Below are 23,974 nucleotides of genomic sequence, written 5' to 3'. Positions count from 1 at the left end.
CTTCCTTACCAAGGAAGTGCTCTACCACTGAGCCACGTGGGCCCGGGAAAGAAGCCATGGAGCGGGAAACGGGATTCGAACCCGCGACCCTCAGCTTGGAAGGCTGATGCTCTACCCCTGAGCTACTCCCGCGTTCCCTGCATCCGGCTGGGGTGAGGAACCACCCTGCAGCTGGCGCCTCGCCGCAGCCGCCGTCTCCCTTCCGTCCTGCCGATTGCCGTTCAGCCGCCCGCCCGCACGGCCCGCCCCTTGAATCATGCCGCGCCCATGCTGCGCGCTTCGGTGGGTGGTGGGGAGAGGAGGATTCGAACCTCCGAAGCACAACGGCGGCAGATTTACAGTCTGCTCCCTTTGACCGCTCGGGAATCTCCCCACGGACATGCCGCCGTTCGCGACAAAAACCGCCTGAGAACGACGCCCTGACACACAAACGCCCGCTCGCGCGGGCTGGAGCTGGCGAAGGGATTTGAACCCCCGACCGGCTGATTACAAATCAGCTGCTCTACCCGCTGAGCTACGCCAGCTAGTCAAACGCCGCATCCTAACATGCGTTTACGCGCTCTGCAAGACCCCTGCCAAAAAAAGTTACGGGTTCCGGGCCGACCGCCTCTGCCGGACCGCCTCGAACAGCACGACCCCGGCGGCCACCGACAGGTTCAGCGATTCGACACCCCCCGCCATAGGTATCGAGAGGACGGCATCGCAGGTCTCTCTCGCCAGCCGTCGCAGCCCCCTTCCCTCCCCTCCGAGCACCAGGGCGACAGGGGAGGTGAGATCGAACGAGGTCCAGGCGGAATCTCCCGTGCTGTCCAGTCCAACGACCCAGATGTTCCTCTCCTTCAAGGACTTCAATAGCGATACCACGTTCTTCACGCGGGCCACCGGCAGGCGTTCGACCGCCCCCGCGGCCGCCTTCACGGCAACCGGCGTGAGACCCGCGGCCCCGCGCTCGGGCAGGAACAGGCCGTGCGCTCCCGCCGCGGCGGCGACCCTCACAATCGCGCCCAGGTTGCGTGGATCCTCAACACCGTCGAGCACCACGAACAGAGCGCCCGGGCCGGCCGAGCCGACGAGATCGTCCGGATCGGCGTACGCCGCTCCGGCCACGAACGCCACGACGCCCTGGTGCGACTCTCCCTCGGCCAGTCTGTCGAGGAGGCGATCGGGTTGGCGGACGACCGGGACCCCGGCCGCCCGGGCGGCGTCGAGCACCTGCCTGATGCGGGCGTCCTCCCTGGAAGCGGCGACCAGGACGCGCGTGACGCCGCGCTTTCCGGCCTCCAGCGCCTGGAGCACCGGATGGATGCCGAAGATCCGGTCGCTCACGCGCTCTCCCCTCGCGTCGCGGACAGGAGGGAGGTCGCGCGCTCGGCGCACGATGCGACGCGCCGCGGGAGCGACAGGCGGCTTCCCTCCTCGATGACCGGCAGCAGCTTCACCATCTCCGGCCCGGAGGAGGCGCCGGTCAGCGCGACGCGCATCGGGTGGTACAGGTCGCGCCCCTTGGCGCCGGTCTCGCGCCGCACCTCCTCGGCCACCGCCTGGAAGCGTTTGGCGTCGAGCGCCTCGGGTCCCAGGCGCCGGACCAGCGCTTCGATGACGGCACGTGCCTTCGGGTCGAGAAGGGTGGGGCGCACCTCGGGATCGGTCAGGCTTCTCGCGGCGGAGAACTCGAAGAGGAAGGCGCTCTCCCTCGGGAGATCGCTCATCTTCGGAAGTCTCTCGGCATAGAGGAGAGCGAGCCGCCCCACCCAGGCCAGGGTCCCCGGCGCGATCTCCCCCGCCAGGTAGCCGGCCTTCTGAAGCTGCTCCGCCGCCAGGGACGCCAGCCGGCCCGGGGGCAGCCGGTTCATGTGCCGGGCGGCGAGGGCATCGAGCTTCACCCTGTCGAAAATCGCCGGGGCGCGCGACACGCGCGCCAGGTCGAACTGCGCGACCAGCTCCTCCTGCGTGAGCAGGTCCTGCCCGCCGGGCGGCGACCAGCCGAGCAGCGCCAGGTAGTTCATCAGCCCCTCGGGCGGGTAACCCTCTTCCCGGAACCAGGCGACCGCGGCCGCGCCGTCTCGCTTGCTCAGGGGCGCGCCACCGGGGCCGGCGATGAGCGGCAGGTGGGCGAAGCGCGGCATGGCGTCGGCGCCGAGCGCGCGGTACACCAGGATCTGCCGCGGCGTGTTGGAGAGGTGATCGTCCCCCCGGATGACGTGGCTGATCGCCATCAGCGCATCGTCCACCACCACGGCGAAGTTGTAGGACGGCCACCCATCCCGGCGCAGAAGGACGAAATCGCCGATCTGGGACAGCGGGAAGCGCACCTCGCCGTGAACGAGGTCCTCGAACGCGATCGCCTCTTCGTTCCCGGCGACCGCGCCGACGTTGAACCGCACCGCGGCCGGCTCGCCGCCGCGGCGCCGGCGGGCCGCCTCGTCCTTCGGGATGCCGCGGCATCGGCCGGGATAGAGAGAGGCCCGCCCCGCCTCGCGCTGCGCGGCGCGCTCCTCCTCGAGAACCTGCTGCGAGCAGAAGCAGGGGTACGCCAGGCCGCGCTCGATCAGCCCTTCCGCGCGCCCCTCATAGATCGACAGCCGCTCCGATTGGCGGTACGGCCCGCCCGCACCCCCCTCGCCTGCCCCTTCGTCCCAGCCCAGGCCGAGCCAGCGAAGCTCGTCCATCAGGTGCTCCTCGTGCTCGGGGCTGGAACGCGTCGCGTCGGTGTCCTCGATGCGCAGGACGAAGACGCCCTGGTGCCGCCTGGCGTACAACCAGTTGAACAGCGCCGTGCGGGCGTTACCGACGTGCAGGTCACCGGTGGGGGAGGGCGCGAAACGGACACGCGGAGGACTCACGCGCCGGCTCCCGCGAGGAGAACCACGGCCTGGGCCATGATCCCCTCCTGCCGGCCGACGGCCCCCAGACCCTCGAGTCTCTTCGCCTTCACGGAAACACGGCCGCCCGGCGCTCCCAGCGCTCCGGCCAGCGCCGCCCGCATCGCCTCGATGTGCGGCTGCAGGCGCGGCGCCTCCGCCAGGACGATGGCGTCCACGTTTACGATTTCGAACCCGCGGGTCCTCACGTCGCGCATCACCTCCTGGAGGAACCACAGACTGGAGCGGCCCAGGTACGCCGGATCACCGGAGGGAAAGCGCGTGCCCATGTCGGGCAGCCCGAGCGCGCCGAGGAGCGCGTCGCAGACCGCGTGCGACAGCACGTCCGCGTCCGAGTGACCGGCCAGGCCGCGCGTGTGCGGGATCTCGACCCCGCCCAGGACCAGCCTGCGCCCCGGGCGCAGCGCGTGCGCGTCGGCGCCGCAGCCGATGCGCAGGGGCTGCGGCTGTGCGGCGCCGCGCGGCGCCGCGGCGGGAGCCGCCGCCGGCCGCCGCCGCGATCGCGTTCGTGCTCGCCGCTCACGCACCGTGTTCCCCCTCCGTTTCGGCCGCCAGCATCGCTTCGGCCAGCGCCAGGTCCCCGGGGGTGGTGATCTTGATGTTGCGCTGCGACCCCTCGACGAAAACGACCAGATGCCCCGTCCTCTCCACGAGCGCGGCGTCGTCCGTGCCGGTAAACCCGTCGCGCTCGGCGCGCGAGTACGCGTCGCGCAGCACGTCCCCCCGGAAGCCCTGCGGCGTCTGCGCCAGGCGCAGCCGGTCGCGCGGCAGGGTCGCCGCCGCGGCCCCCTCCTCGTCGACCTGCTTGATCGTATCGGGCGGGACGAGGCCCGGGATCGCGGCGCCGCTTTTTTCCGCCGAGGCGATCACGGCGTCGATGATCGCCCGCGGGACCAGCGGTCGCGCCGCGTCGTGGACCAGGATGATCTCGTCCTCCGCCGAGGTCGCGGCCTGAAGCGCAGAGCGCACCGACTCCTGACGGGTCGCTCCGCCGCGCACCAGGACGACTCTGTCGGCCGACGGGCCGAGGAGACGCCTCGCTTCGTCGGGGTCCGGCACCGCCGCCACCACGCGATCGACGCGCGGGTGCGACAGGAAGGCGGCGAGGGAGCGTTCCAGGAGAGTCAGCCCCCCCAGCCGCAGGAACGCCTTCGGCCGGCCGGCCCCCATGCGGACGCCCTGCCCCGCCGCCACGATGATCGCCAGGACGTTCATGATCTCGGGCGCGCCGTCAGACGGCCCGCGGCATCCGCGTGGTCGGCGGGCCGGCGGCCGCTCTCAGATTTTGAGGATCTCGTCTTCCTTGTGCTTCGCCAGCTCGTCGATCTGCCGGATGTGCAGGTCGGTCTGCTTCTGCACCAGGTCCAGACCGCGCTTCTCATCGTCCTCGGAGATCGCCTTGTCCTTGAGGAGCTTCTTCAGGGCCTCGTTCGCGTCGCGGCGCTCCAGCCGGATCGCCGTCCTCCCGTGCTCGGCGATCTCGTGCACCTTCTTGGCCAGCTGCTTGCGGCGCTCCTCGGTGAGGGCGGGGATCGGGATGCGGACCACCTTTCCGTCGTTCGCCGGGTTGAGACCGAGCTCCGACGAGCGGATCGCCTTCTCGATCTTCGGGATCAGCGACACGTCCCAGGGCTGCGCCACGATCAGGGTCGGGTCGGGGATGGTCAGGGTGGCGACCTGGTTCAGGGGTGTCGGGGTCCCGTAGTACTCGACCGCCACCCCGTCCAGGATCGCGAGCGAAGCGCGCCCGGTGCGCAGGGTCGAGAGATCCCGCCGCGTGTGCTCGGCCGTCTCGTTCATCTTCTGCTGGGCGCGCTGGACGATCTCGTTCAGATTCATGTCTCACTCCTTCACGATCGAGCCGATCTTCTCTCCCATCACCGCGCGCATGATGTTGCCGCGCGTACCCAGATTGAAGACGATGATCGGCACCCGGTTGTCCATGCACAGCGAGATGGCGGTCGCGTCCATCACCTTGAGGCCCTTCTCCAGGACTTCGAGATAGGTGATCTGCTCGAATTTCCTCGCCTTCGGCTCCTTCTTCGGGTCCGCGGAGTAGATGCCGTCGACCTGGGTGGCCTTCAGGATCACCTCCGCCTTGACCTCCATGGCGCGCAGCGCGGCCGCCGAGTCGGTCGTGAAGTACGGGTTCCCGGTCCCGGCGGCGATGATGATCACGCGCCCCTTCTCGAGGTGGCGCATGGCCCGGCGGCGGATGTACGGCTCGGCCACCTGACGGATCTCGATGGCCGACAGGACGCGCGTGTGGACGTCCAGCCTCTCGAGCGCGTCCTGGACCGCCAGGGAATTGATGACGGTCGCGAGCATCCCCATGTAGTCGCCCGTGACCCGGTCGATCCCGCTGCTCGAGCCGGCGAGGCCGCGGTAGATGTTTCCGCCGCCGATGACCATGGCGACCTGCACGCCGCGGGCATGCACGTCCCTGACCTGCTCGGCGATGGCGCGGATGACTTCGAACTCGAGGCCGAACGGCCTCGATCCCATGAGGGCTTCGCCTGAGAGCTTGAGGAGGACCCTGCGGTACCGCGGCTCCCTGACCACGCGACCGGCTCCTTCGGAGGAGGGTTCGCTATCGCGACGTGTGATCCGATCCCTGCCTGTGGTCCTGGCCGAGCACGAACCGGGCGAACCTCTTGACCCGGATGTTCTCGCCGGTCTTGGCGATGACGTTGTGGATGACGTCCTTCACGGTCAGGTTCGGATCGCGCACGAACGGCTGCTCCATGAGGCAGAATTCCTGGTAGAACTTCTCCATCCGGCCGGCGACGATCTTCTCCACCACGGCCGGAGGCTTCCCCGACGCGGCGGCCTGCTGCCGGTAGATCTCCCGTTCCTCATTGAGCACGTCCTCGGTCACCTCCTCGCGGTCCACGACGCGCGGCTCGGAGGCGGCGATGTGCATTGCCAGGTCCTTCACGAGCGTCTGGAAGTCGGCCGTGCGGGCCACGAAGTCGGTCTCGCAGTTCACCTCGATCAGGACCCCAATCCGCCCGCCCGCGTGGATGTACGAGCCGACCGCCCCCTCGCTGGTCGCCTTCGAGGAGCGCTTCACGGCGGTCGCCTGTCCCTTCTGGCGGAGGATCCTGTGGGCCTTCTCCAGATCACCTTCCGCCTCGACCAGGGCGGTCTTGCAGTCCATCATCGGCGCTCCGCTCTTGTCGCGGAGCTCCTTGACCAGGGTCGCGCTGATGGCCATTCACTCCTCCTCGATCCGTATCGCCCGCTCTCCGCGCGATCCGCGCCCGGCTGCTCGCGCCCGGGGGTCATCGCATCCGGGTCGTCCTTCGGCTGGGCGGGGGTCTTCTGGGTGCGCTTGCGGTCTAGTCGGTGGTGGCGCGGCCGCCCGGAACGACGGCGGTGCGCTCCGCCGATCCTTCGACCTTCACGGTACCGCCCTCCGGTTCGGCGGAGCCCGCGGACTCGACCTCGGCCGCCGGCGGCTCGCTCCGGGGACCGGTGATCTTGCGACGCGGCGCCGAGCGGCGGCTGTCGCCGCCCGACGGGCGACGCGACGGTCTTCCGGGCGACTCCTCGCCGAGTGCCGGCATGCCGGCCACGACCACGCCCCCTCCGCCCGCGGCCGCCAGGGCCCCTTCGGATTCCTGCTCCCCCTGCTTCTCGTAGACGCTGCGGCCGTCCAGGATGGCGTCGGCGACGCGGGACGCGAACAGCTTGATGGCGCGTATCGCGTCGTCGTTGCCCGGTATCGGGTAGTCGATGTCCTCCGGATCGCAATTGGTATCCACCACCGCGACGACCGGGACATCGAGCTTGCGCGCCTCCTGGACCGCGATGTGCTCCTTCTTGGGGTCGATCACGAAGAGGGCGTCCGGCAGGCGATCGAGCGTCTTGATGCCCGAGAGGACCTTCGCCAGCTTGACGCGCTCCTTCTCGAGCTGAAGGAGCTCCTTCTTGGAATAGCGCCCCTCGACCGGCTTCTCCAGGAAGGTCTCGAGCCACCGCAGCCGCTCGATGCGCTTCTTGATCGTCCGGTAGTTGGTGAGCGTTCCGCCGAGCCAGCGCACGTTCACGAACGGCATGCCGACGCGGTTCGCTTCCTCGGCGATCGTCTCCTGGGCCTGTCGCTTGGTGCCGACGAACAGGATCGTCCCCCCCTGGCCCGACTCCTGCAGTACGAACTCGAGGGCCTCGCGGAACTTGATGAGGGTCTTCTGGAGATTGATGATGTAGATGCCGTTGCGCTGGCCGAAGATGTACTCGCGCATCTTCGGGTTCCACCTCTTGGTCTGGTGCCCGAAGTGGACACCCGCCTCCAGGAGCTCCTTCATCGTCACCGACGTCAAATCGTTCCTCCTGTCCTTATCGGCGGCCCCCCGGGGGGCGTCACCGTTCCTAGCGCTTCGAGAACTGGAAGCGGGCGCGCGCCCCGCGCTGTCCGTACTTCTTCCTCTCCTTCACGCGCGAGTCGCGCGTGAGGAATCCCGCCTCTTTCAGCCGGGCGCGCAGCGCCGGCTCGAACTGCACCAGGGCCCGGGCGATCCCGTGCCGCACGGCCCCCGCCTGCCCCGCTTCGCCGCCGCCCGCCACGTTCACGAGGACGTCGAACTTCCCCTGCGTCTCGGTCAGGACCAGCGGCTCCCTCACGACGCGCTTCAACGCGTCGGTGTGGAAGTACGTGTCCAGCGGCCTGCGGTTGACCTGCATGGTCCCCGAACCGGCCCGCAGATAGACCCGTGCTGTGGAGGTCTTTCTCCTGCCCGTCGCGTAATACTGCATCACCGACATTCGACGCGTCTCCGTGCCGGCCTCAGGCCGGGATCGACATCACCTGGGGCTTCTGGGCCTGGTGTGGATGGTTCGGGCCGGCGTACACCTTGAGCTTCATCCCGAGCCGCCGGCCGAGGCTCCCCTTCGGGAGCATGCCCTTGACGGACCACTCGATGACGCGGGTCGGCCTGGTCTTGAGCATACGGCCCGCGGCGACCTCCTTGAGGCCTCCGGGGTAGCCGGTGTGCCAGCGATAGAACTTCTTCTCGGCCTTGCGACCGGTCAGGCGAACCTTCCCGGCGTTGACGACCACCACGAAATCGCCGGTGTCGGCGTGCGGCGTGTAGGTGGGGCGGTGCTTGCCCATCAGGATGCGCGCCACGTGCGTGGACAGGCGCCCGAGCGTCTGCCCGGCCGCGTCCACCACGACCCACTTGCGATCCGCCTCTGCTTGTTTACAGACGTACGTGCCCATCCACCCTCACGCGAAAATCCGAAAATCAAGGATGACTGTCTTGTTCCGCGAGCCGGTCATTGTGGCAGGTCGGCGCGAGAACTGTCAAGTCTGATCTGCCTGGGAGCCTGTCCTGCGGCCCCGAGATCCTTCCGATTCGCCGCCCAGGAGCAGGAGCAGGACCGCCTTCTGGGCATGCAGCCGGTTGGCGGCCTGGCGGAAGACCACCGACGCCTTCGACTCGAAGACGTCCTCGGTGACTTCCTCTCCCCGGTGCGCGGGCAGGCAGTGCATGAACACGGCCCCGCGGCTCGCATGGGCCATCACGGAGGCGTTCACCTGGTAGGACCGGAAGATGCGGACGCGCTCGTCGTGCTCCGCCTCCTGCCCCATGCTCGCCCAGGTGTCGGTGTAGACCACGTCGGCGGACGCGATCGCCTCCCCGAGATCGGTGCCGACCTTGATGCTGCCGCCCGTGGACGCGGCGTCCTGGAGGGCCCGCGACACGACGCCCGGATCGGGTGCGTAACCGGGCGGCGTGGCCACGCGGACGTGCGCCCCGAGCTTGGCGCCGGCGTACATCAGCGAGTGCGCCACGTTGTTCCCGTCCCCGACGTACGCAAGTCGGATCCCTTCACAGCGCCCGAACACTTCGCGCACGGTCAGGAAGTCGGCGAGCGCCTGGCAGGGATGCAGGTGGTCCGAGAGACCGTTGATGACCGGAACCGCGGCGTGCCGGGCCAGGTCGACGATGGCCTGGTGCGAGAAGGTGCGTGCCATGATGCCGTCGACCATGCCGGAGAGCGTGCGGGCGATGTCGGCGACGCTTTCGCGCGTTCCCATGGCAATGTCGGCGGGCCCCAGGTTGATGGCGTGCCCTCCGAGCTGCGTCATGCCCGCTTCGAAGCTGACGCGCGTGCGCAGGGACGGCTTCTCGAAGATCATCGCCAGCGTCTTCCGTTGCAGGGCCCGGCCGTAGGCGTCGGGATCCTTCTTCACCTCCAGGGCGAGGTCGAGGATCTCCAGCACCTCCTCGCGCGTCAGATCGTGGATCGAGATCAGATCGACGCTCGTCATGTCCGGGACCTCCGCCGCCCGCCGGCCGTCGGCACGATCCGGGTTCCCCCCGTGCCGTGCACCGCCTCCAGCAGCCGGGCGCTCGAGGTGATCAGCACCTCGCGGCCGGTCGCCTGGACGAACTCGATGGCGGCGCGAATCTTCGGCCCCATGCTTCCCTCCGGGAACTCGCCGCCGGTCTGATGCGCCCGTGCCTCATCGAGATCCATCGTCCGGATCGCCTTCTGGTCCGGTCTGCCGAAACGGATCGACACATGGTCGACCCCCGTCAGGATGACGAACAGGTCGGCCCCGAGGTCGGAGGCGATGAGCGACGCCGTGTAGTCTTTGTCGATGACCGCCTCCACGCCGCGCAGGTCACCCTCCTTCGTGCGATAGACGGGGATGCCTCCGCCGCCGCCGGCGATGACGATCCTCCCGTCCCGGACCGCGCTCCTGATCGCCTCGCTCTGCACGACCTCGAGCGGCCGCGGCGACGGCACGACCTTGCGCCAGCCGCGGCCGGCGTCCTCGACCATCGACCATCCCTGCTTGTGCATCAGATCCTCGGCGCGGAAGCGCGGGTAGAACGGCCCGATCGGCTTCGTCGGTCTGCGGAACCCGGGGTCGCGCTGATCGACGACCACCTCCGTGATCAGCGTGACGATGCCGGGACGCTTCAGACGCCTCCGTCTGAGCTCGTTCTTGACCGCCACCTCCAGCATGTAGCCGATGCTCCCCTCGGACATCGCCACGCAGACGTCCAGGGACAGGGGCGGCACCTTGGTCACCGCCTCCTCGACCTGGATCAGGACGTTTCCGACCTGGGGTCCGTTGCCGTGCACCAGGACCAGGCCGTAGCCGTCCTTGAGGATCGGGATCAGCGAGCGCGCCGTGGCCTGCGCGTTCTCGAGCTGCTCCCATTGCGTCCCTTCCTGGCCCTTCCGGATGAGCGCGTTGCCGCCGAAGGCGACGACAGCTAGCTTCCTCGATTCCCGCATGGAGGGATTTAAGGCAGCTTCGCCAGGACGTCGTCCAGGTCCGGCTTGCCGATCTCCTGCAGCTCGTAGGTGACGCGCAGCGCCGGCTTCTCGAAGTGGATGGCCCGGCGCAAATCGATGGGCGTGGCGATCAGCACCAGGTCGCAATCCACCTTGTCGATGGTCTGCTTCAGCTCGTCCATCTGCTTTTCGCCGTACCCCACGGCCGGCAGGAGCGTGCCGATCCCCGGATACTTGCGGAAGGTCGCCGCGATCGAACCGACCGCGGCGCTGCGCGGATCGACGATCGACGCCGCGCCGAAGCGCTGCGCGGCGATGACACCGGCCCCGTATCCCATCTCGCCGTGCGTCAGCGTGGGGCCGTCCTCCACCACCAGGACGCGCTTGCCGCGGATGGCGGCCGGGTCCTCCACGGTGACGGGGGACGCGGCCTCGACGACCAGAGCCTTCGGGTTGTAGCGGGCGATGTTCGCCTTGACGTCCTCGATCCCCTTCTTGTCGGCCGTGTCGATCTTGTTGATGATCAGGCACGAGGCGCGGCGGAAGTTGGCTTCCCCGGGATGGTACTGGATCTCGTGCCCCGGGCGGTGCGGGTCGACCACGACGATCTCGACGTCCGGCTTGTAGAAGGGCAGGTCGTTGTTGCCGCCGTCCCAGACGATGACGTCGGCCTCGCCCTCCGCCTCCTGCAGGATGGCGCCGTAATCGACGCCGGCGTAGACGACCGTTCCGTTCTTGAGGTGCGGCTCGTATTCCTCGCGCTCTTCGATGGTGCACTCGTGCCGGTCGAGGTCATCGAAGGTGGCGAAGCGCTGCACGCGCTGCTTCACGAGATCGCCATAGGGCATCGGGTGACGCACCGCCACGACGCGCCTCCCCTGGTCGAGGAGCTTCCTGCAGACGCGGCGCGTCGTCTGGCTCTTGCCCGCGCCGGTGCGCACCGCGCACACCGACACGACCGGCTTCTTCGACTTCAAGGAAGTGGCGTCGAACCCCAGGAGCACGAAGTCGGCGCCGGCGGCCACCACCTGCGAGCCCTTGTGCATGACGTGCGCGTGCGACACGTCGGAGTACGCGAACACGACCAGGTCGACCGACTGCGTGCGGATCAGCTCCTCGATCCGGTCCTCTTCGTAGATCGGGATGCCGTCGGGATAGAGCGACCCGGCCAGCGGCGCGGGGTACCGCCTTCCGCTGATGTTCGGGATCTGGGTCGCGGTGAATCCGACGACCTCGAAGGCCCGGTTGTCCCGGTAGCAGAGATTGAAGTTGTGGAAGTCCCTGCCGGCCGCGCCCATGATCAGGACACGTCGTGCACTCATTCAGCTTCTCCCCGGAAAAAACGAAGGAGCAATCGCGCGTTCCGATCGCTCCTGAGGATTATGTGCGGCGCATGACGCTCGCGGGAACCGGGTCACTATAGCAGAGGAGGAGTTCTTGTCAAGAAGAGCCGCCGGCGGCCGGCGCGTCGGACACCGCCTCGGTCGCCGAGACCGGCACCGTCCGCGTCCCCGGCGGCAGGGCCGGCGGCGCCTCGGTCATGATCGGCGTGCGACCGTCCCCCGCGCTCCAGCGCCCCGTGCGCTGGTCCTTGCGGATCAGGATGGCGCGCAGCGGTATTGCGGAGTTGTCCAGGCTGCGGAAGACGCCCCAGCGGGCCGAGGCGTCCGGCGGCGACGTCGGGGCGATCTCGATCGCCTCCCGCCGCCCCGACTGCCGCCCGGTCATGCAGAACGAGATCAGGACGCTTCTCGGATCGGGACCCACGACCTCGACGACCTGGCCGGTCGAGTCGGTCTTCGGCACCGTCATCGGCGGCGGCGGGGCCGGCACGGCGGGAGCCTCCACGGGAGCCGGCACGTGGGCCCGGGTCGACGCGGCGGCCGGAGTCGGCTCGAGCATCGCCATGCCGCGCTGCGCCAGGTAGTCCCCCCAGACGTGATAGACATGCACGCCCAGCCCGGCCAGGATCAAGGCTCCGACGCTGAAGATCATGAAGTTCCACACTCCGTGCGACACCGATGTCTGCGGGCGCGGCGGCTCCTTCGCCTCGATGACCGCCTTCTGCTGCAGCGCCTGGTGAACGGTCACCCGGTTTTCCGCCACCCTGAACGCCAGCTCCATCGGCAGCCTGTGGCGCTGCGACAGGCGCAGGGCGAGCGCCTTGCGATCGCCGCGCTCCAGGGCCTGCTGCGGCGTCAGGCAGCCGTCCCGCACGGCCGCGGCGAAGCCGGGGTCGTACGACGCCTCCGACTCGGAGAGATTCGGTCGCTGGGCCGGAATGAATGGGGCCGGTGCTGTGACCTGGGTCGGCGCGCTTCGCCAGGCCGGTGTCGGCCGGAGGGACGGCTCCGCGGCCAGCGGCGTGATCTCCGGAGCCGGGAGGGGCGCCGCGGGGGGGATACCCGGCTTCGCTTCCTGTCCGTCCTGGGGAAGACGCGGGACCGGCAGCCCTTTCCTGATACCGTGCGCCTCCTCGAGCGTCATGACGCCTTCGAGCACCGAGTAGGCGCTCCCCAGGTCGATCTGGTTTGTCTCGGCGAATTCCTTGGCCCGGCGGTAGCGTTCCTGGTCGTCCGCGGCCCGCGGGCGATCCACGGCGAAGCGATACTTGCGACCGCAGCCGGAGCAGGCCGTGATGACGGGCGCGGTGATCTTCGCCGGGATCTGGACCTGGGTCAGGGCTCGGCACTGGGCGCAGCGGAACCGCATCGGCACCTCGTCATCCCGGCCACAGGCGATCCGCTCCCGCGCGGGCGGGGCGGGTTGACGGACTGAATCTAGGGCCCTAAGTTACGGGTGTCAAACCGGATGGCGCGAATCCGCGAGGGAGCCGGGACGATGGCCAACGTCTTCGAGAACCGGGTGGTCAGACCGGTGCGCATCTTCGCGGATCGACTCACCTTCGACGGCCTGCTCAACATCAGCCTGGGAGGGCGCACTCTCGACGAGCTGAACCTCGAGGCACGTACATTCCTCACGCTGGCGACGCCTCGACTGGTCGGCGGATCCTGGGAGATGGCGGACGGGCCCGTCGCCGTCAACAAGGCCTCCATCCTGTTCGTCGTCGAGATCAAGGAGCTCGGAATGACGCTCCGCAGGACCGACGAGGACCCTGAGCTCAGGCAATTCGGCCGCGCGGCCATCCGGCTTCGAGTGGGCGAGTTCTCGGTCGAAGGGTACGTCCACACGGGATCGGCAGGCAGCTCGCTCCTTCGGCTGAACCAGACCGCCCACCGCTTCATCGCTTTGCAGTCCGCCGTCGTGACCGGCCCGGGACACGAATTCACCTCGTCCTTCCTCGCGATCAACCGGGCGCACGTCCTGTCGGCCCAGGAGATGTTCAGCGTCAGTCTCGTCGCCGAGGAAATCGGCGCCGGCTCGGCCGGCGACACCCCCTGAACGAATCCGCGGCGCGCCCGGGATCGAAGTGTCTCAGCGCTGGCGGAACGCGACGACCCTGAACGGGAATTCGTCCTGGCTCGAAGAGATGTCGGTGGTGCAGTAGACCGTGTCCCCCGTACCGCCTCCCCCGTTGTTGTAGGTCGCAACGGCCGCGCCGTCATCGGAGTTGCCTAGAATCCCATCGGGACCGGAACAGTCGTCGGACGTCCACATGAGGCCGTCCGGCCCGGCGACGTTGGCGACGAAGTTCGCTCCCGAGATCACGCCGTTGCCGCCGCCGCTGCGCTGGAAGTTTCCCTTGCCGACGGTGAATATCGTCCCTTTCCAGCCGGCGTTGCCGTCGAAGGTCAGCGTCCCCGTCACCCACAGGAGACCTGCCCCGTTGTATCCGCCGCCGACCGTGTAGTCCCCCTCGATGTAGACGATCTTCGGCGTGACGGTCGTCCCCAGCGAGCTGTTCGGTGTCGAGCTCGTCCCGACGACGTCCGCGCCGCCGCGCACCTTGCGCGCCAGGTCGTGGAGGTAGGTGCAGTCCTTCCAGGATGGATCGACCGTGCCGCTGATGTTGCTCACCGTGGCCACCCCGGTGACGCCGCCCGAAGTGTAGGTGCCCGGCTTGTTCACGCCCAGCTCGGCGTGGGTCTCGGCGGCGGACCCGACCACACCCACGGTCGGAACGGACAGGCCGGAGACACCCCCCGCGCAATCGTCCCCCACGTATTTCTTGGCGTTGCTGTTCCCGCCGTCGAAATTCGGCTGCGGCCCGATCATCGTGATGGTGGCCGGCATCGTGGGGAACGGGTCGCGCTCGACGATCGCCTGGACGATCGCGCTCGAGTAGTTCGGGCCGGTCCCGATGGCGGTGACCATCACCCGATCGTTCGAGTCGATCTTGCTGGTCCGCCCGTCCACCGCGTCGTTGGTCAGGAATGCCGCGTACTTCCCCTGGCCGAACGCGGTCACCCCCTTGAGCGGCACGTCGTCGCCGTAGCCGGTGAACCCGGTGGCGTCGCCGTTCGAGTCGAACACCGGCTTCAGGGCGGCCGGATCGAAATTGATCGTGGCGTTCGCGCCGGCGGCGGCCGTCAGCTCGTCGTTGAAGCTGCTGCGCAGCGCCGCGTTGACGCCCGCGAGATTCACCACGCGCAGCGTCTCGCGCGCGTCCTCGAGCCCCGCCTCGGAGGCGTAGAACACCGTCTTCGAGCGCAGGTCCACCTGCCCGGTCTTCATCTCGTTCTCGGAGACGAACAGCAGGGCGGCTCCCATGGCCGTCAGGAGCACGAGGACGAAAAGCGCCATCACGAGGGCGGAGCCGCGCTCCTCCCGCCGCGTGATCCTGCCGTCCTGCATCGGGCACGGAGGTGCCGGTCTCACAGCTTCTTCCTCAGGACCACCTCGCTCGATACGGTGTAGCGGATGTACTGCCCCGTGCGCGGGTCCGGGACCGGCGAGCGGGCGGTGATCCGGACGGTGATTCGCGTGGGGTTGCTCATCGAGTCGGCCACGAACATCGTCTCCGCCGTGCCGTCACCGTCCGCGTCGTTGCTGATGGAATCGGCGAGGATCACATAGGGCTGGGTCGTGTCGCTGCTCTGGCGCCACTCGATGCGCTCGGACGTCCAGCGGATGGTCACGTCCTCGCCGGCGTCGCTCGTGTCCCCGTCCTCGTTCAGGTCCGCGAACACCTCGATGAAGTTGTTGCTGTTGGTGGGCGACGGATCGAGGGCGACCGCGGCGAACCCGGCGTTGCGCGGGTCCCAGCCCGCCGAGCGCAGGGTCTGGACGATCATCGACAGGCAGCTGCGTGCGGTCGACTGGACCTCGGCGCTCATCTGCTCGGCCCTGTTCACCTGCGAGTTCTGGATCAGGAGGCCGGCGACTCCGCCCAGGACCATGGACAGCAACGCGAGGCTCACGAGCAGCTCGACCAGGGTGAAGCCCCCCTCGCTTCCCGCACCTCTCATCGAGCCCTCAACGAGCTCAGTGTGACCTCCTTGGCGATGCCGATCACCTGGCGCGCAGCAATCGTCCGGACGCTGATCGTCTTCACCGTGGCGGGGGTGCCGTTGTCGGTGATCTGCCAGCGCACCGTGTATTTGGTGCTCGAGGTGTCGGAGTAGCCGCTGACATTGGAGGTGAGCCCGCCCCCGGCCGTGAGGGAGTAGAAGTCCGTCGCCCGCAGGAGCTCCATCCGGTCGACGGCCGCGGCGCCCACCGAACCCATGTCGGCCCCGGCGGCGGTCTCCTTCATGGCGAATATGAACATCGGCGCCGCCGCCACGACCCCCACGAACAGGAGCGCCAGGGCCAGGAGGACCTCGACCAGGGTGAAGCCGCGCGACTCACGCCGGGTCGGCATCAGGACCCCAGCACCCAGGTCGAGCCGTTCCAGCGCTCGACGCGCACGCCGCCCGCCCCGTAGAGGTTCACCCTGTAGCTCCCGTCTCCTCCTTGAATCGCCACGAGGCCGGCCCCCGCCGAGACGCTGCCGTCCGACGCGAAGGTCGCCCCGTACAGGTTGCCCCCCAGTGAGGTCAGCGTGACCGCGGAACCGCTGTCGGGACGGGCGAAGGAGATCTTGGAGGACAGCGTCGCGTCGTTGAGCAGGATATCGTCGGTGGTGCTGGCGGGATCGTTCAGGTCGAACACGGTCATGCGCCGGCTCGAGGTGTCGATCTGGAAGCGGCAGGAGCGGTTGCGCGAGATGGCGTGCACGCGGGCGAGCTGGAGATACTGCTGCACCTCGTACACGGCGCCGCGCATCTCCTCGCGCCCGAGCCACGGGATCGTGTAGGTGGCCGCGGCGGTCGCGATGATCGCCACGACGACCATCACGACGGTCACCTCCGCCAGGCTCATCCCCCGTTCGCTGCGCATGGATCGACCCCGGTCTGCCCGGCAGAATTTAGGGTCCGAGGCGGGACAAGTCAAAGAGCCCCTTGGCTTAAGGGGTCGGCCGATCCGGAGTCAGGCGGCCTGCGGGCCGGCGGGGAGGTGGAGGTCCTCAGGCAGGAGGCGATCCCCCTCCCCCAGGATGAGGGCGCGCTCGATGGTGTTCTCGAGCTCCCTGACGTTTCCCGGCCAGGAGTAGGCCGCGAGCGCCCTGAGGGTCTCCGGCGTGAGCGTGATCGATCCTCGCCTCTTCTGCTCGGCCGCGAATTTCTTGACGAAGTGCCGGGCGAGGATCGGCACATCCTGCGCGCGATCGCGCAGGGGGGGCACGGTGATCGGGAAGACCGCAAGCCGGAAGAAGAGGTCCTGCCTGAATGTCCCCTGCGCCGCGAGGGCTTTCAGATCCTTATTGGTGGCCGCGACCAGGCGGATGTCCACGCTCCGGGTCTCGGTCCCGCCGACCCTCTCGAACTGGCGCTGCTCGATGACGCGCAGGACCTTCCCCTGCAGGCCGAGCGAAAGGTCGCCGATCTCGTCCAGGAACAGCGTCCCCTTGTCGGCGATCTCGAACTTTCCCCGCTTCGTCCCGGACGCCCCGGTGAACGCCCCCTTCTCGTAGCCGAACAGCTCGCTCTCGAGGAGGTTTTCGGGGATGGCGGCACAGTTGATCGGAAAGAACGAGTGCGTCTTGCGTCCGCTCAGGTGGTGCACGGCGCGCGCGAACAGCTCCTTCCCCGTGCCGCTCTCCCCCAGGAGCAGGACCGTGGCGTCGGTCGGGGCGACGCGCCGCACCTGGTCCAGGGCGCCTTTGAGCGCCGGGCTGTCGCCGAGGATCTCGGGGACGTCCAGCTCCTGCGAGAAGCGCTCTTTCAGGAGAGTGTTCTCGCGCAGGAGGTTGCCGTGATCGAGGGCCCTCCGGATCAGCGCCAGGAGATGATCGGTGTCGACCGGTTTCTCGAGGTAGTCGTAGGCCCCCGCCTTCATGGCGCTGACCGCGTCCCTGATCGTCCCGAACGCCGTCATGAGGATGACCGGCATCTCGGGATCGGCGTCCTGGGCGGCCTTCAGGACCTCGTGGCCGTCGGCCCGGGGCAGGCGCAGATCGGTGAGGACCATGGCGAAGCGATCGCGCCTTATCCTGTCCATCGCCGCCCGCCCGTCCGACGCCTCGTCGACCCCGAATCCCTCCGACTCCAGCGTCCTCTTCAGGACGGCGCGCAGGCTTTCCTTGTCCTCCACCAGGAGAATGCGGTCCGCGGCCTTCACCGGGACTGCGATTCCTGCGCGAAGCGTGTCTCGACGGACGCCAGCTCGTCCCGGGCGGTCTCGAGCTCTTCCGTGACGCTCTTGATCTCCGCCTCGACCTGGTCGATGAGGTCTCTCACCTTCAGCTTCTTGTCGTTCTCCTTGTCCTCGTCGGTCTGCGGAGGGGGCAGGGGCGGGAACAGGCCTGCGACCGGGAATTTTCCCGCCCCGGGGGTCGCCGTGAGCCCCCTGCCCGGGCCCTGGATGGGAGTGGGCGGTGGAGGGGGCTCGCCCGGCTTGGCCGGCGGGTTCTGGGTCTGCGTCTGGCCCGCCAGGAGGGGCGCGGGGTTCGTGAGCGCATCCCGTTTGGCGTTCAGATAGTCGAGCCGGGCCTGGAGCTTGGCGATGCGGTCGCGTCCGGTCTCGATCTGCATCTGGCGGAATTTTTCCTTGGCCTCCCGCTCCTTGAACGGCTTGAGCGGATCCTGCTCGGGCTGCGCCGCGATCGGCTTCGGCCTGGTCTTCGCCCGGGGCCCTTTGATCGTGGTGGCGGGGGCCGGCGAAGCGGCGGCGGTCGGTCCCGCCGGTATCACCAGGCCTTCCTCCTCTTCGGACTCGCCGTCTTCCGGCTGCGGGATCGGCTTGTGAAATTTCTCCAGGTCGAAGTCGTCGAACCGCAGCGTCGGTGTGGGGGCCTGCGCCGGCGCTGCCGGCTTTGCGGCCGCGGCCGGACGCTTCGCCTGCGTTGCCGGGGTCTTGGGCGTCGGGCTCGGCTTCGGCGCGGGAGTCGTCGCCGGTTGCGACGTCGCGCTCCTGGCGGCCTCGGTGCTGTCAGGCTCCTGGCCCGACTTATCTGAGGACGATGCTGCAGCCCGATCGTCGGCGAGGGCGGGCGGCACGCCCGGCAGGACCAGAACGCAGAGACCCAAGAGAATCGCCCCGGCCCCTAGGGTCGGAGCGAACCGGACGGTCCCGGTTTCACGCTGTCTTTTGGAGTTCCGGGGTTTCGGATCCATCACCTCTCTCCGGTGACGGAAATGTAGTGTCCGGCGGTGCGAGGATCAAGCCTCCAGGCGCCTGTTCTCCTCGCGCTAGAGCCCCGTCTGCCAGGACGACACGATGACGCGCGGCATGTTCATCCCCTTGCGCGGCCAGTTCCCCTTCACGAGGCTCTCGTCGAAGTAGAAGGCGGGGTTGCCGCTGCCGTCGAGCACCCCCTGCTGGGCAACGAACGATCCGAAGTAGACCGCGTTGCCGCTCGCAGTGAAGGTGCCGCTGTTGTACATGACGCCGTCGAGGACGGTGGTGGTCTGGAACGCCAGTCCGGTGTCGTCGCGCTGGGGGGTCGCGGCCGCAGTGCCAGCCGTACAGCAGCTCTGAGGGCAAGTGGCCGCGTCGGTGCAATACCGGATGCCCGCGGCGCCGTCCCAGTATTCCTGGTGAGACACGGTGCCGCTCCGGACGATGTAGTTGTCGCTGAGGTCACCTGGGTATTGCAGGTTGACGAAACCGCTCCCGTCGAACGGCTCGCCCGGCGGGATGATCGTCCGGAGGATACCCATGCCGCCGGACCCGGTCGTCTGGAAGGTCGAGGAGTTGAGATACGCGAACCCGACGACACCATCCCAGTTGTCCGAGCTGTTGATGCTCATGCCCGGCGTCAGGTTGGTCGTCGGGTAGGCGTCGGAATAGAGGCCGCGCGGCGGCTGGGCATCCCGGGTGTCGAAGAAAAAGATGCCGCTCTTCCCCGAAGTTGCAGCAGCGAACGTCTGGGCGGCGCCCGTGCCGTCCAGCTTGAAGTTATTGGTGTTGGTGGCCGGGTTCGGGTCGCCGTAGGAGTAGTAATAGTTTCCGCGATTCCCTCCCTGGGCGATCGATTTCCACAAGTTGTAGTCGAACGCCGGGCAGTTGATGACCGTGTTCTGGAAGATGTTGGAGTGGCTCGTCTGGCCGTCACCCGGATAGGTGACCGGGTAGGGCTGCGGGTTCGACGTCGCCGGTGACAGATTGGTGATCGATCCGCCCGAGATGAACTTGAACCAGGGGTCCTCGATCTTGTTGTTGTTGATAGCCGCATCGGCCGCCCACGTCGCCAGGGTGTGGGGCACCACATCCGAATAGTAGGTCCCGGGGTCGTTGAGGGCGTACGGCAATCCCGTGGCGACCTTGCTGTTCAAGTTACTCGGAGGAGTCGCCGCCGCCAGGGCCGAGCCGGTCCCCCAGTGGATCTCGAAGGCGCCGTTGTAGCTCATGTCGGAGCACGACTGCAGCGGTCCGACCGGGCCGGGGACCGGGACCTCGTTCACCACGGCCTTGACGACCCGCGTGGCGATCTGGCGCTCGTTGACCGTCCCGGGGTACATGAAGACGCCGGCCGTGACCTTGATCGTGGCGACGCCGAGCCGCGTGAGGGATCCACCGATGTTCGCGAATGGCGGAGCGTACACTTCGATCCGCGAGATGCGCGCCCGCAGGTCCGGTTTAGGGAAGTTCGGGAACAGCGTGTTGTTGATCGTCGTCAGGGCGGCGGCGCTCACCACGAGGTCGGGCCCCGCCGTCGGAAACCCGGCGTCGGCTCCGGTCTCGACCCCCAGGAAGGTGTTGGCGTTGTCCGCCCTGTACGGACGGTCGAAGATGGGGCTCGTCGTCAGGGTGGAATCCTTGTAGATCGGCTTGGTCGCGTCCCCCGACACCCCCTGCACCCGCGCCGTCCCTGGATTGGCATCGTTGTCGTACACCCGCAGCGTCCGATCGACGTTGCCGACCGTCGGGACCAGGTACCCGGTGGACGTCGGGTCGTTGAACCAGCCGGTCACGAGCCTCGCCCCGGCCTCCGCGACGTACATGGCGGTCGCCGCGTTGCGCTCGTTCTCGGCGATGGTGCTCTCCGTCTGAGCCATCATGAGATACGACAGGCCGAGCAGGGCCAGGATCACCGTCACCAGGGTGGCGATGATCAGGGCCGATCCCTGCTCGCCCTTGCCGCTGCGAACCTCGCGTCCGTTCATTTGAGCACTTCCCCTGATCATGATCGCGCTCCTATGGGCACGCCCCGCTGGTCGAAACGGTGATGGTCTGGGTCGGGCTGACGCAGAACGTGCAGACACCGGTCAGGTTGGAGCTGTCCGTGTAGTCGTACTTCAAGGTGATGGTCTCGCCGGCCACCGAAGCGTTCCAGATGTACTTAGTGTCATTCGTCGCGCCCGGCAGGATCGCGGACGAGAATGCCGGCACACACGGCACTCCACTGGCCTTGTTTGCGGCCGGACCGCAGTAGGCTGATTTCGGGGTGAACGGGAGATCGTATTCGTTGACGACCCTCGTGCCGGGGTTCGTCCAGCTGACCGTGATATCGTCGATGGTCAGGCTCTTGGTGTACGTATTGGTCAGGTTGAGCGTCAGGATGTTCGTCTTCAGGCCACCCGACGCCGGCAGGAGAGTGGCGCCCGAGGCCGACAGCTTGCAGGGCAGACTGCTCGTGCGAGTGTACTTCGTCGTCATCGACGCGATGCAGCCCCGGGTGTTCTCAATCTCCCAGTAGATGGTGAAGACGCCCGTGTCGACGGATGACCACGTCGTGGTGCTCGGAGTCGAGGTGATGCTCGGGAAGGAGGCATCCAGCGCCACGGAGCCGTCCGAATCCTTCGTGACGTGCACCCGTCCGACGTAGCCCGGGTCGGTGCCGCCCGAGATCGCCAGCGACAGGATGACGTCCCCGCCCCCGGCGGCATTGTTCGCTGGAGACTGGACGAGCGTTCCGTTGAACACGCAGCTCGCCCCCGAGCCGTCCGACAGCGCGCCCTCGTTCGGGCAGTAGTCGAGAGCCGAGATTTTGTAGAAGGCCTTCTGCGTCTTGAGGGTGTTCTTGATCGAGATGATGTTGTCGTCGTAGTTGGGCGGGCCGCTCGGTGTGGCCGTGGTCACGTACGCGTACGTCAGGGACGGGTCCGAGGGGGTGAGTGCCGGATCACCGACCGCCCGGTAAATCTTGTACTGCTCCACGATGATGGTCTGGGACGGGGACGCGGTGTTCGTGGCCACGGGCGACCACGTCAGGTGCATCGTGTTCGGGTCGAGGCGCGTGGCGGCCAGGCCGGTCGGAGCCACCGGGAGATACAGGGTGTTGGCGCGCCCTGTGACGATGGAGCTCTGCGTCCCCTCCGTGCCGCACAGGTCGACCGCCGACACCTTGTAGAAGTAGTCCTTGCAGGCCGTGACAACGTCCTGCGCCGTCTGTGTCCCGACCGGAACTTGCGTGGGTGTCATGACGACGAGCGGCGTGCTGAACCCGGCGCTGGAGTCGCGGTACACCTTGTACCCCGCCAGGTCGCGCAGAATCGTCGCGCCGCCGATCGAGTTCGGGTCGCCCGCAAGCGACGTGCCGACGGTGTTGACCCTGAGCTCGTCCCAGTTGAGCTGGACCTTGCCGTCGAGGGTCGTGGGCATCCCCACGGTGCTGGAGTAGTAGGACGCCGTCAGGTTCGAGGGCGTCCCGGGCGTCGTGTTGTTCACGACCTGTCCGCACGGCGGTGAGATGGCCGGCGCCCAGCCGCTCTGGTTTCCCGCCAGATCGCGGGCCTGGACCTGGAAGCAGTAGTTGTTCAGCTGGGTCAACCCCGTGACGAAACCGTGGCCCAGGTAATCGAGGGTGCCGTAATCCAGGTGCGGGTAGGTGAAGCTGCGCGTCGAGAACGCGGTCGGCGTCCCCTGCGGATAGTACTTGACGACGTAGGACGTCACGCCCGAGGTCGGCGACGGCTGGTCCCACTTCACGAGCGTCCCCTGGCAATGACCGTTGACGATCGAGATGTTCGTCGGCACGGGAGGGGGCGTGATGTCGATGTCCTTCACTCCCGTCTTGCCGAGGTTCTCTGGGTTGACGTCCGACGTCAGATCGAACTTCCTGTAGTGGCTGGTGGCCGTGGCGTCGGTCGGGTCGGTATAGTCGAGGTCCTCGTCCTGGGTCATTCCCACGATGCTGACGGCGATACGCCGCACGCGCGCGCGGATCGTCGTGTTGGCGTCGCCGCCGCCGATGTCGTCGGCCGAGTTGGCCGGCGTATTCGGATTGAGCAGGGTGCCGGCGTCGTCATAATAAAGGAACGTCATGGTCCGGACGTTCTCCGCCACCGGCTCGTACACGAAATTGGTCGCCGCCTGCGGCGAGGCCGGGAAGGCGCCGTTCACGTCGGCGAGCGTGACGCGGTACAGGGTGTACGGCGGGTTGTTCTGCACCTCGACCACGTTCGGGATGGTGATGGTCTTCAACGTCTTGGTGCGCGGCCGATCCGCATCGACGCGCAAGGTCAGCGTGTCGGACCCCACCGGGCCGGGCTTGGCCAGGATGTAGGTGACGATCTCGTCGTTGCCGGTGGACACCACGTTGTACTGGATCCCGGGGAGGGAGGACTCCGGCGTCGTGCTGGCGACCGGATCCTCGAAGTCGAAGTCGCCGCGGATGGTGATCGCCGTGTCCCACATCCCCTCGACCTGCTCATCGATGCGGCTGGCATCGCCGTCGGGGTTGGTGTTGAACCCGGCGAGACGGATGTCGGAGAGCATCCGGTCGAAGGCCACGCGCGTGGACTGCTGCTGGTCGGTGAAGTTCTCGCCCGATTTGTACGACTTCTGGGCGGCACTGTAGAGGATGAACGCCACCGCCGCGGCGATCGCGAAGATCGCCGACGCCACCATCATTTCGATCAGGCTGAACCCGCGCTCGTTTCCGTGTTCCGACTTCAGAAGCCCGTTCACGCTGTCCTCCGATCCGCCGCCGGATGGCCGGCGGCTCGTCCTGCCTCCCTGCTAGAACCTTATCGTCGACAGGGTCACCGTTTGGGGGCGCCCCAGCTCGCTCCAGGTCAAGGTCACGGTCATCTTGATGCCGATGGCGTTTCCGAAGTTCGTCCCGCCGACCGGGTCGAGCGTCGCGGTCGCGACGCCGTTGTCCAGCTTTCTCGTGACCTCCGTCTTCCACGGCGTGATCACGTTCGAGCCGGTGCTCGTGGTGATGCTGATCGTGGTGGACGTGGTCGTCGCACCGAAGGTCGTGTAGAGCGAATTGAACGACAGCTTGTCGAAGGTCTCCATGATGTCGTGCGCGATGGCAGTCGCCTCGGTCATCGTCTTGCCGCCCTTGAGCTGACGCCCGCCCATGATGAACATCGAGCAGATCGACAGGAGCACCCCCGCCAGGACGCCGATCGCGATCACCACCTCGATCAGGCTGAATCCCGTCTCCCCCGACTGCCCCGATCTCCATGGTCTGCGCGCGATCATGACTCTCTCCT

Annotated in this window: 24 protein-coding genes and 3 tRNA genes; 1 reads left to right on the top strand and 26 read right to left on the bottom strand. The window is 67.9% G+C overall.

What is annotated here, in order from left to right; all coding sequences use genetic code 11:
* Positions 1-57 precede the first annotated feature (57 nt).
* The 17 genes from VEW47_15575 to VEW47_15495 form a co-directional block, all read right to left on the bottom strand.
* A tRNA-Gly gene (locus tag VEW47_15575) sits at positions 58-132 on the bottom strand.
* Positions 133-287: 155 nt separating this feature from the next.
* A tRNA-Tyr gene (locus VEW47_15570) sits at positions 288-373 on the bottom strand.
* A 75-nt stretch (positions 374-448) separates the two neighbouring features.
* Positions 449-524: transfer RNA gene (locus VEW47_15565), tRNA-Thr, on the bottom strand.
* A gap of 61 nt (positions 525-585) precedes the next feature.
* The gene (gene rlmB / locus VEW47_15560; protein ID HYS06599.1) at positions 586-1,326 is read right to left on the bottom strand and encodes a 23S rRNA (guanosine(2251)-2'-O)-methyltransferase RlmB; all 741 of its coding nucleotides are present in this window, start codon (positions 1,324-1,326) and stop codon (positions 586-588) included.
* On the bottom strand, positions 1,323-2,843 hold the full coding sequence (gltX, locus tag VEW47_15555; protein HYS06598.1) for a glutamate--tRNA ligase: 1,521 nt from the start codon (positions 2,841-2,843) through the stop codon (positions 1,323-1,325). Before gltX ends, rlmB begins: the two co-directional genes overlap by 4 nt.
* Complete coding sequence (ispF, locus tag VEW47_15550) at positions 2,840-3,319, bottom strand: 2-C-methyl-D-erythritol 2,4-cyclodiphosphate synthase (GenBank protein ID HYS06597.1); 480 nt, start codon at positions 3,317-3,319, stop codon at positions 2,840-2,842. Before ispF ends, gltX begins: the two co-directional genes overlap by 4 nt.
* 82 nt (positions 3,320-3,401) lie before the next feature.
* Complete coding sequence (gene ispD / locus VEW47_15545) at positions 3,402-4,097, bottom strand: 2-C-methyl-D-erythritol 4-phosphate cytidylyltransferase (protein HYS06596.1); 696 nt, start codon at positions 4,095-4,097, stop codon at positions 3,402-3,404.
* Between the two features lie 63 nt (positions 4,098-4,160).
* Positions 4,161-4,721 carry a ribosome recycling factor gene (gene frr, locus VEW47_15540; GenBank protein ID HYS06595.1) on the bottom strand — a complete coding sequence of 187 codons (561 nt, stop codon included), beginning with the start codon at positions 4,719-4,721 and terminating at the stop codon, positions 4,161-4,163.
* A gap of 3 nt (positions 4,722-4,724) precedes the next feature.
* A complete protein-coding gene (gene pyrH, locus VEW47_15535) occupies positions 4,725-5,444 on the bottom strand; it encodes a UMP kinase (protein ID HYS06594.1) in 720 nt (239 codons plus the stop codon).
* A gap of 28 nt (positions 5,445-5,472) precedes the next feature.
* Entirely contained in the window at positions 5,473-6,099 is a 627-nt protein-coding gene (gene tsf, locus VEW47_15530; protein HYS06593.1) for a translation elongation factor Ts, read from the bottom strand.
* Between the two features lie 124 nt (positions 6,100-6,223).
* A complete protein-coding gene (rpsB, locus tag VEW47_15525) occupies positions 6,224-7,207 on the bottom strand; it encodes a 30S ribosomal protein S2 (GenBank protein ID HYS06592.1) in 984 nt (327 codons plus the stop codon).
* A gap of 49 nt (positions 7,208-7,256) precedes the next feature.
* Positions 7,257-7,649 (bottom strand): 30S ribosomal protein S9, encoded by a 393-nt coding sequence (gene rpsI / locus VEW47_15520; GenBank protein HYS06591.1) that lies wholly within the window; start codon positions 7,647-7,649, stop codon positions 7,257-7,259.
* Between the two features lie 22 nt (positions 7,650-7,671).
* Complete coding sequence (gene rplM / locus VEW47_15515) at positions 7,672-8,106, bottom strand: 50S ribosomal protein L13 (protein HYS06590.1); 435 nt, start codon at positions 8,104-8,106, stop codon at positions 7,672-7,674.
* A gap of 84 nt (positions 8,107-8,190) precedes the next feature.
* The gene (gene argF, locus VEW47_15510; protein HYS06589.1) at positions 8,191-9,162 is read right to left on the bottom strand and encodes an ornithine carbamoyltransferase; all 972 of its coding nucleotides are present in this window, start codon (positions 9,160-9,162) and stop codon (positions 8,191-8,193) included.
* Complete coding sequence (gene arcC / locus VEW47_15505) at positions 9,159-10,142, bottom strand: carbamate kinase (protein ID HYS06588.1); 984 nt, start codon at positions 10,140-10,142, stop codon at positions 9,159-9,161. The genes argF and arcC overlap by 4 nt, the downstream gene beginning before the upstream one ends.
* A gap of 8 nt (positions 10,143-10,150) precedes the next feature.
* Entirely contained in the window at positions 10,151-11,464 is a 1,314-nt protein-coding gene (locus tag VEW47_15500; GenBank protein HYS06587.1) for a cyclic 2,3-diphosphoglycerate synthase, read from the bottom strand.
* A 118-nt stretch (positions 11,465-11,582) separates the two neighbouring features.
* The gene (locus tag VEW47_15495; GenBank protein ID HYS06586.1) at positions 11,583-12,860 is read right to left on the bottom strand and encodes a hypothetical protein; all 1,278 of its coding nucleotides are present in this window, start codon (positions 12,858-12,860) and stop codon (positions 11,583-11,585) included.
* A gap of 123 nt (positions 12,861-12,983) precedes the next feature.
* Here VEW47_15495 and VEW47_15490 point away from each other — a divergent pair, with 123 nt between their 5' ends.
* Positions 12,984-13,544, top strand: coding sequence for a hypothetical protein (locus VEW47_15490; protein HYS06585.1), 561 nt, complete (start codon positions 12,984-12,986; stop codon positions 13,542-13,544).
* A 33-nt stretch (positions 13,545-13,577) separates the two neighbouring features.
* On the opposite strand, the gene VEW47_15485 is transcribed toward VEW47_15490, so the two are convergent.
* From VEW47_15485 to VEW47_15445, 9 genes are all read right to left on the bottom strand, one after another.
* On the bottom strand, positions 13,578-14,921 hold the full coding sequence (locus tag VEW47_15485; protein ID HYS06584.1) for a pilus assembly PilX N-terminal domain-containing protein: 1,344 nt from the start codon (positions 14,919-14,921) through the stop codon (positions 13,578-13,580).
* Positions 14,918-15,511 carry a prepilin-type N-terminal cleavage/methylation domain-containing protein gene (locus VEW47_15480; protein HYS06583.1) on the bottom strand — a complete coding sequence of 198 codons (594 nt, stop codon included), beginning with the start codon at positions 15,509-15,511 and terminating at the stop codon, positions 14,918-14,920. The genes VEW47_15485 and VEW47_15480 overlap by 4 nt, the downstream gene beginning before the upstream one ends.
* Positions 15,508-15,906 (bottom strand): prepilin-type N-terminal cleavage/methylation domain-containing protein, encoded by a 399-nt coding sequence (locus VEW47_15475; GenBank protein HYS06582.1) that lies wholly within the window; start codon positions 15,904-15,906, stop codon positions 15,508-15,510. The genes VEW47_15480 and VEW47_15475 overlap by 4 nt, the downstream gene beginning before the upstream one ends.
* Positions 15,906-16,424, bottom strand: coding sequence for a GspH/FimT family pseudopilin (locus VEW47_15470; protein ID HYS06581.1), 519 nt, complete (start codon positions 16,422-16,424; stop codon positions 15,906-15,908). The genes VEW47_15475 and VEW47_15470 overlap by 1 nt, the downstream gene beginning before the upstream one ends.
* Positions 16,425-16,514: 90 nt before the next feature.
* A complete protein-coding gene (locus tag VEW47_15465) occupies positions 16,515-17,705 on the bottom strand; it encodes a sigma-54 dependent transcriptional regulator (GenBank protein HYS06580.1) in 1,191 nt (396 codons plus the stop codon).
* Positions 17,702-18,613 carry a hypothetical protein gene (locus VEW47_15460; protein HYS06579.1) on the bottom strand — a complete coding sequence of 304 codons (912 nt, stop codon included), beginning with the start codon at positions 18,611-18,613 and terminating at the stop codon, positions 17,702-17,704. The genes VEW47_15465 and VEW47_15460 overlap by 4 nt, the downstream gene beginning before the upstream one ends.
* Before the next feature lie 162 nt (positions 18,614-18,775).
* Positions 18,776-20,692: a hypothetical protein gene (locus tag VEW47_15455; protein HYS06578.1), complete on the bottom strand. Its 1,917-nt coding sequence runs from the start codon at positions 20,690-20,692 to the stop codon at positions 18,776-18,778.
* 31 nt (positions 20,693-20,723) lie between these two features.
* Complete coding sequence (locus VEW47_15450) at positions 20,724-23,438, bottom strand: prepilin-type N-terminal cleavage/methylation domain-containing protein (protein ID HYS06577.1); 2,715 nt, start codon at positions 23,436-23,438, stop codon at positions 20,724-20,726.
* A 51-nt stretch (positions 23,439-23,489) separates the two neighbouring features.
* The gene (locus VEW47_15445; protein HYS06576.1) at positions 23,490-23,963 is read right to left on the bottom strand and encodes a hypothetical protein; all 474 of its coding nucleotides are present in this window, start codon (positions 23,961-23,963) and stop codon (positions 23,490-23,492) included.
* Between the last annotated feature and the right edge of the window lie 11 nt (positions 23,964-23,974).

The sequence above is a fragment of the Candidatus Dormiibacterota bacterium genome, assembly GCA_035635555.1.
Taxonomy (GTDB): domain Bacteria; phylum Acidobacteriota; class Polarisedimenticolia; order Gp22-AA2; family Gp22-AA2; genus Gp22-AA3.
The sequence above is the reverse complement of the archived record's forward strand: the minus strand, read 5'-3'. Positions and strand labels throughout refer to the sequence as shown.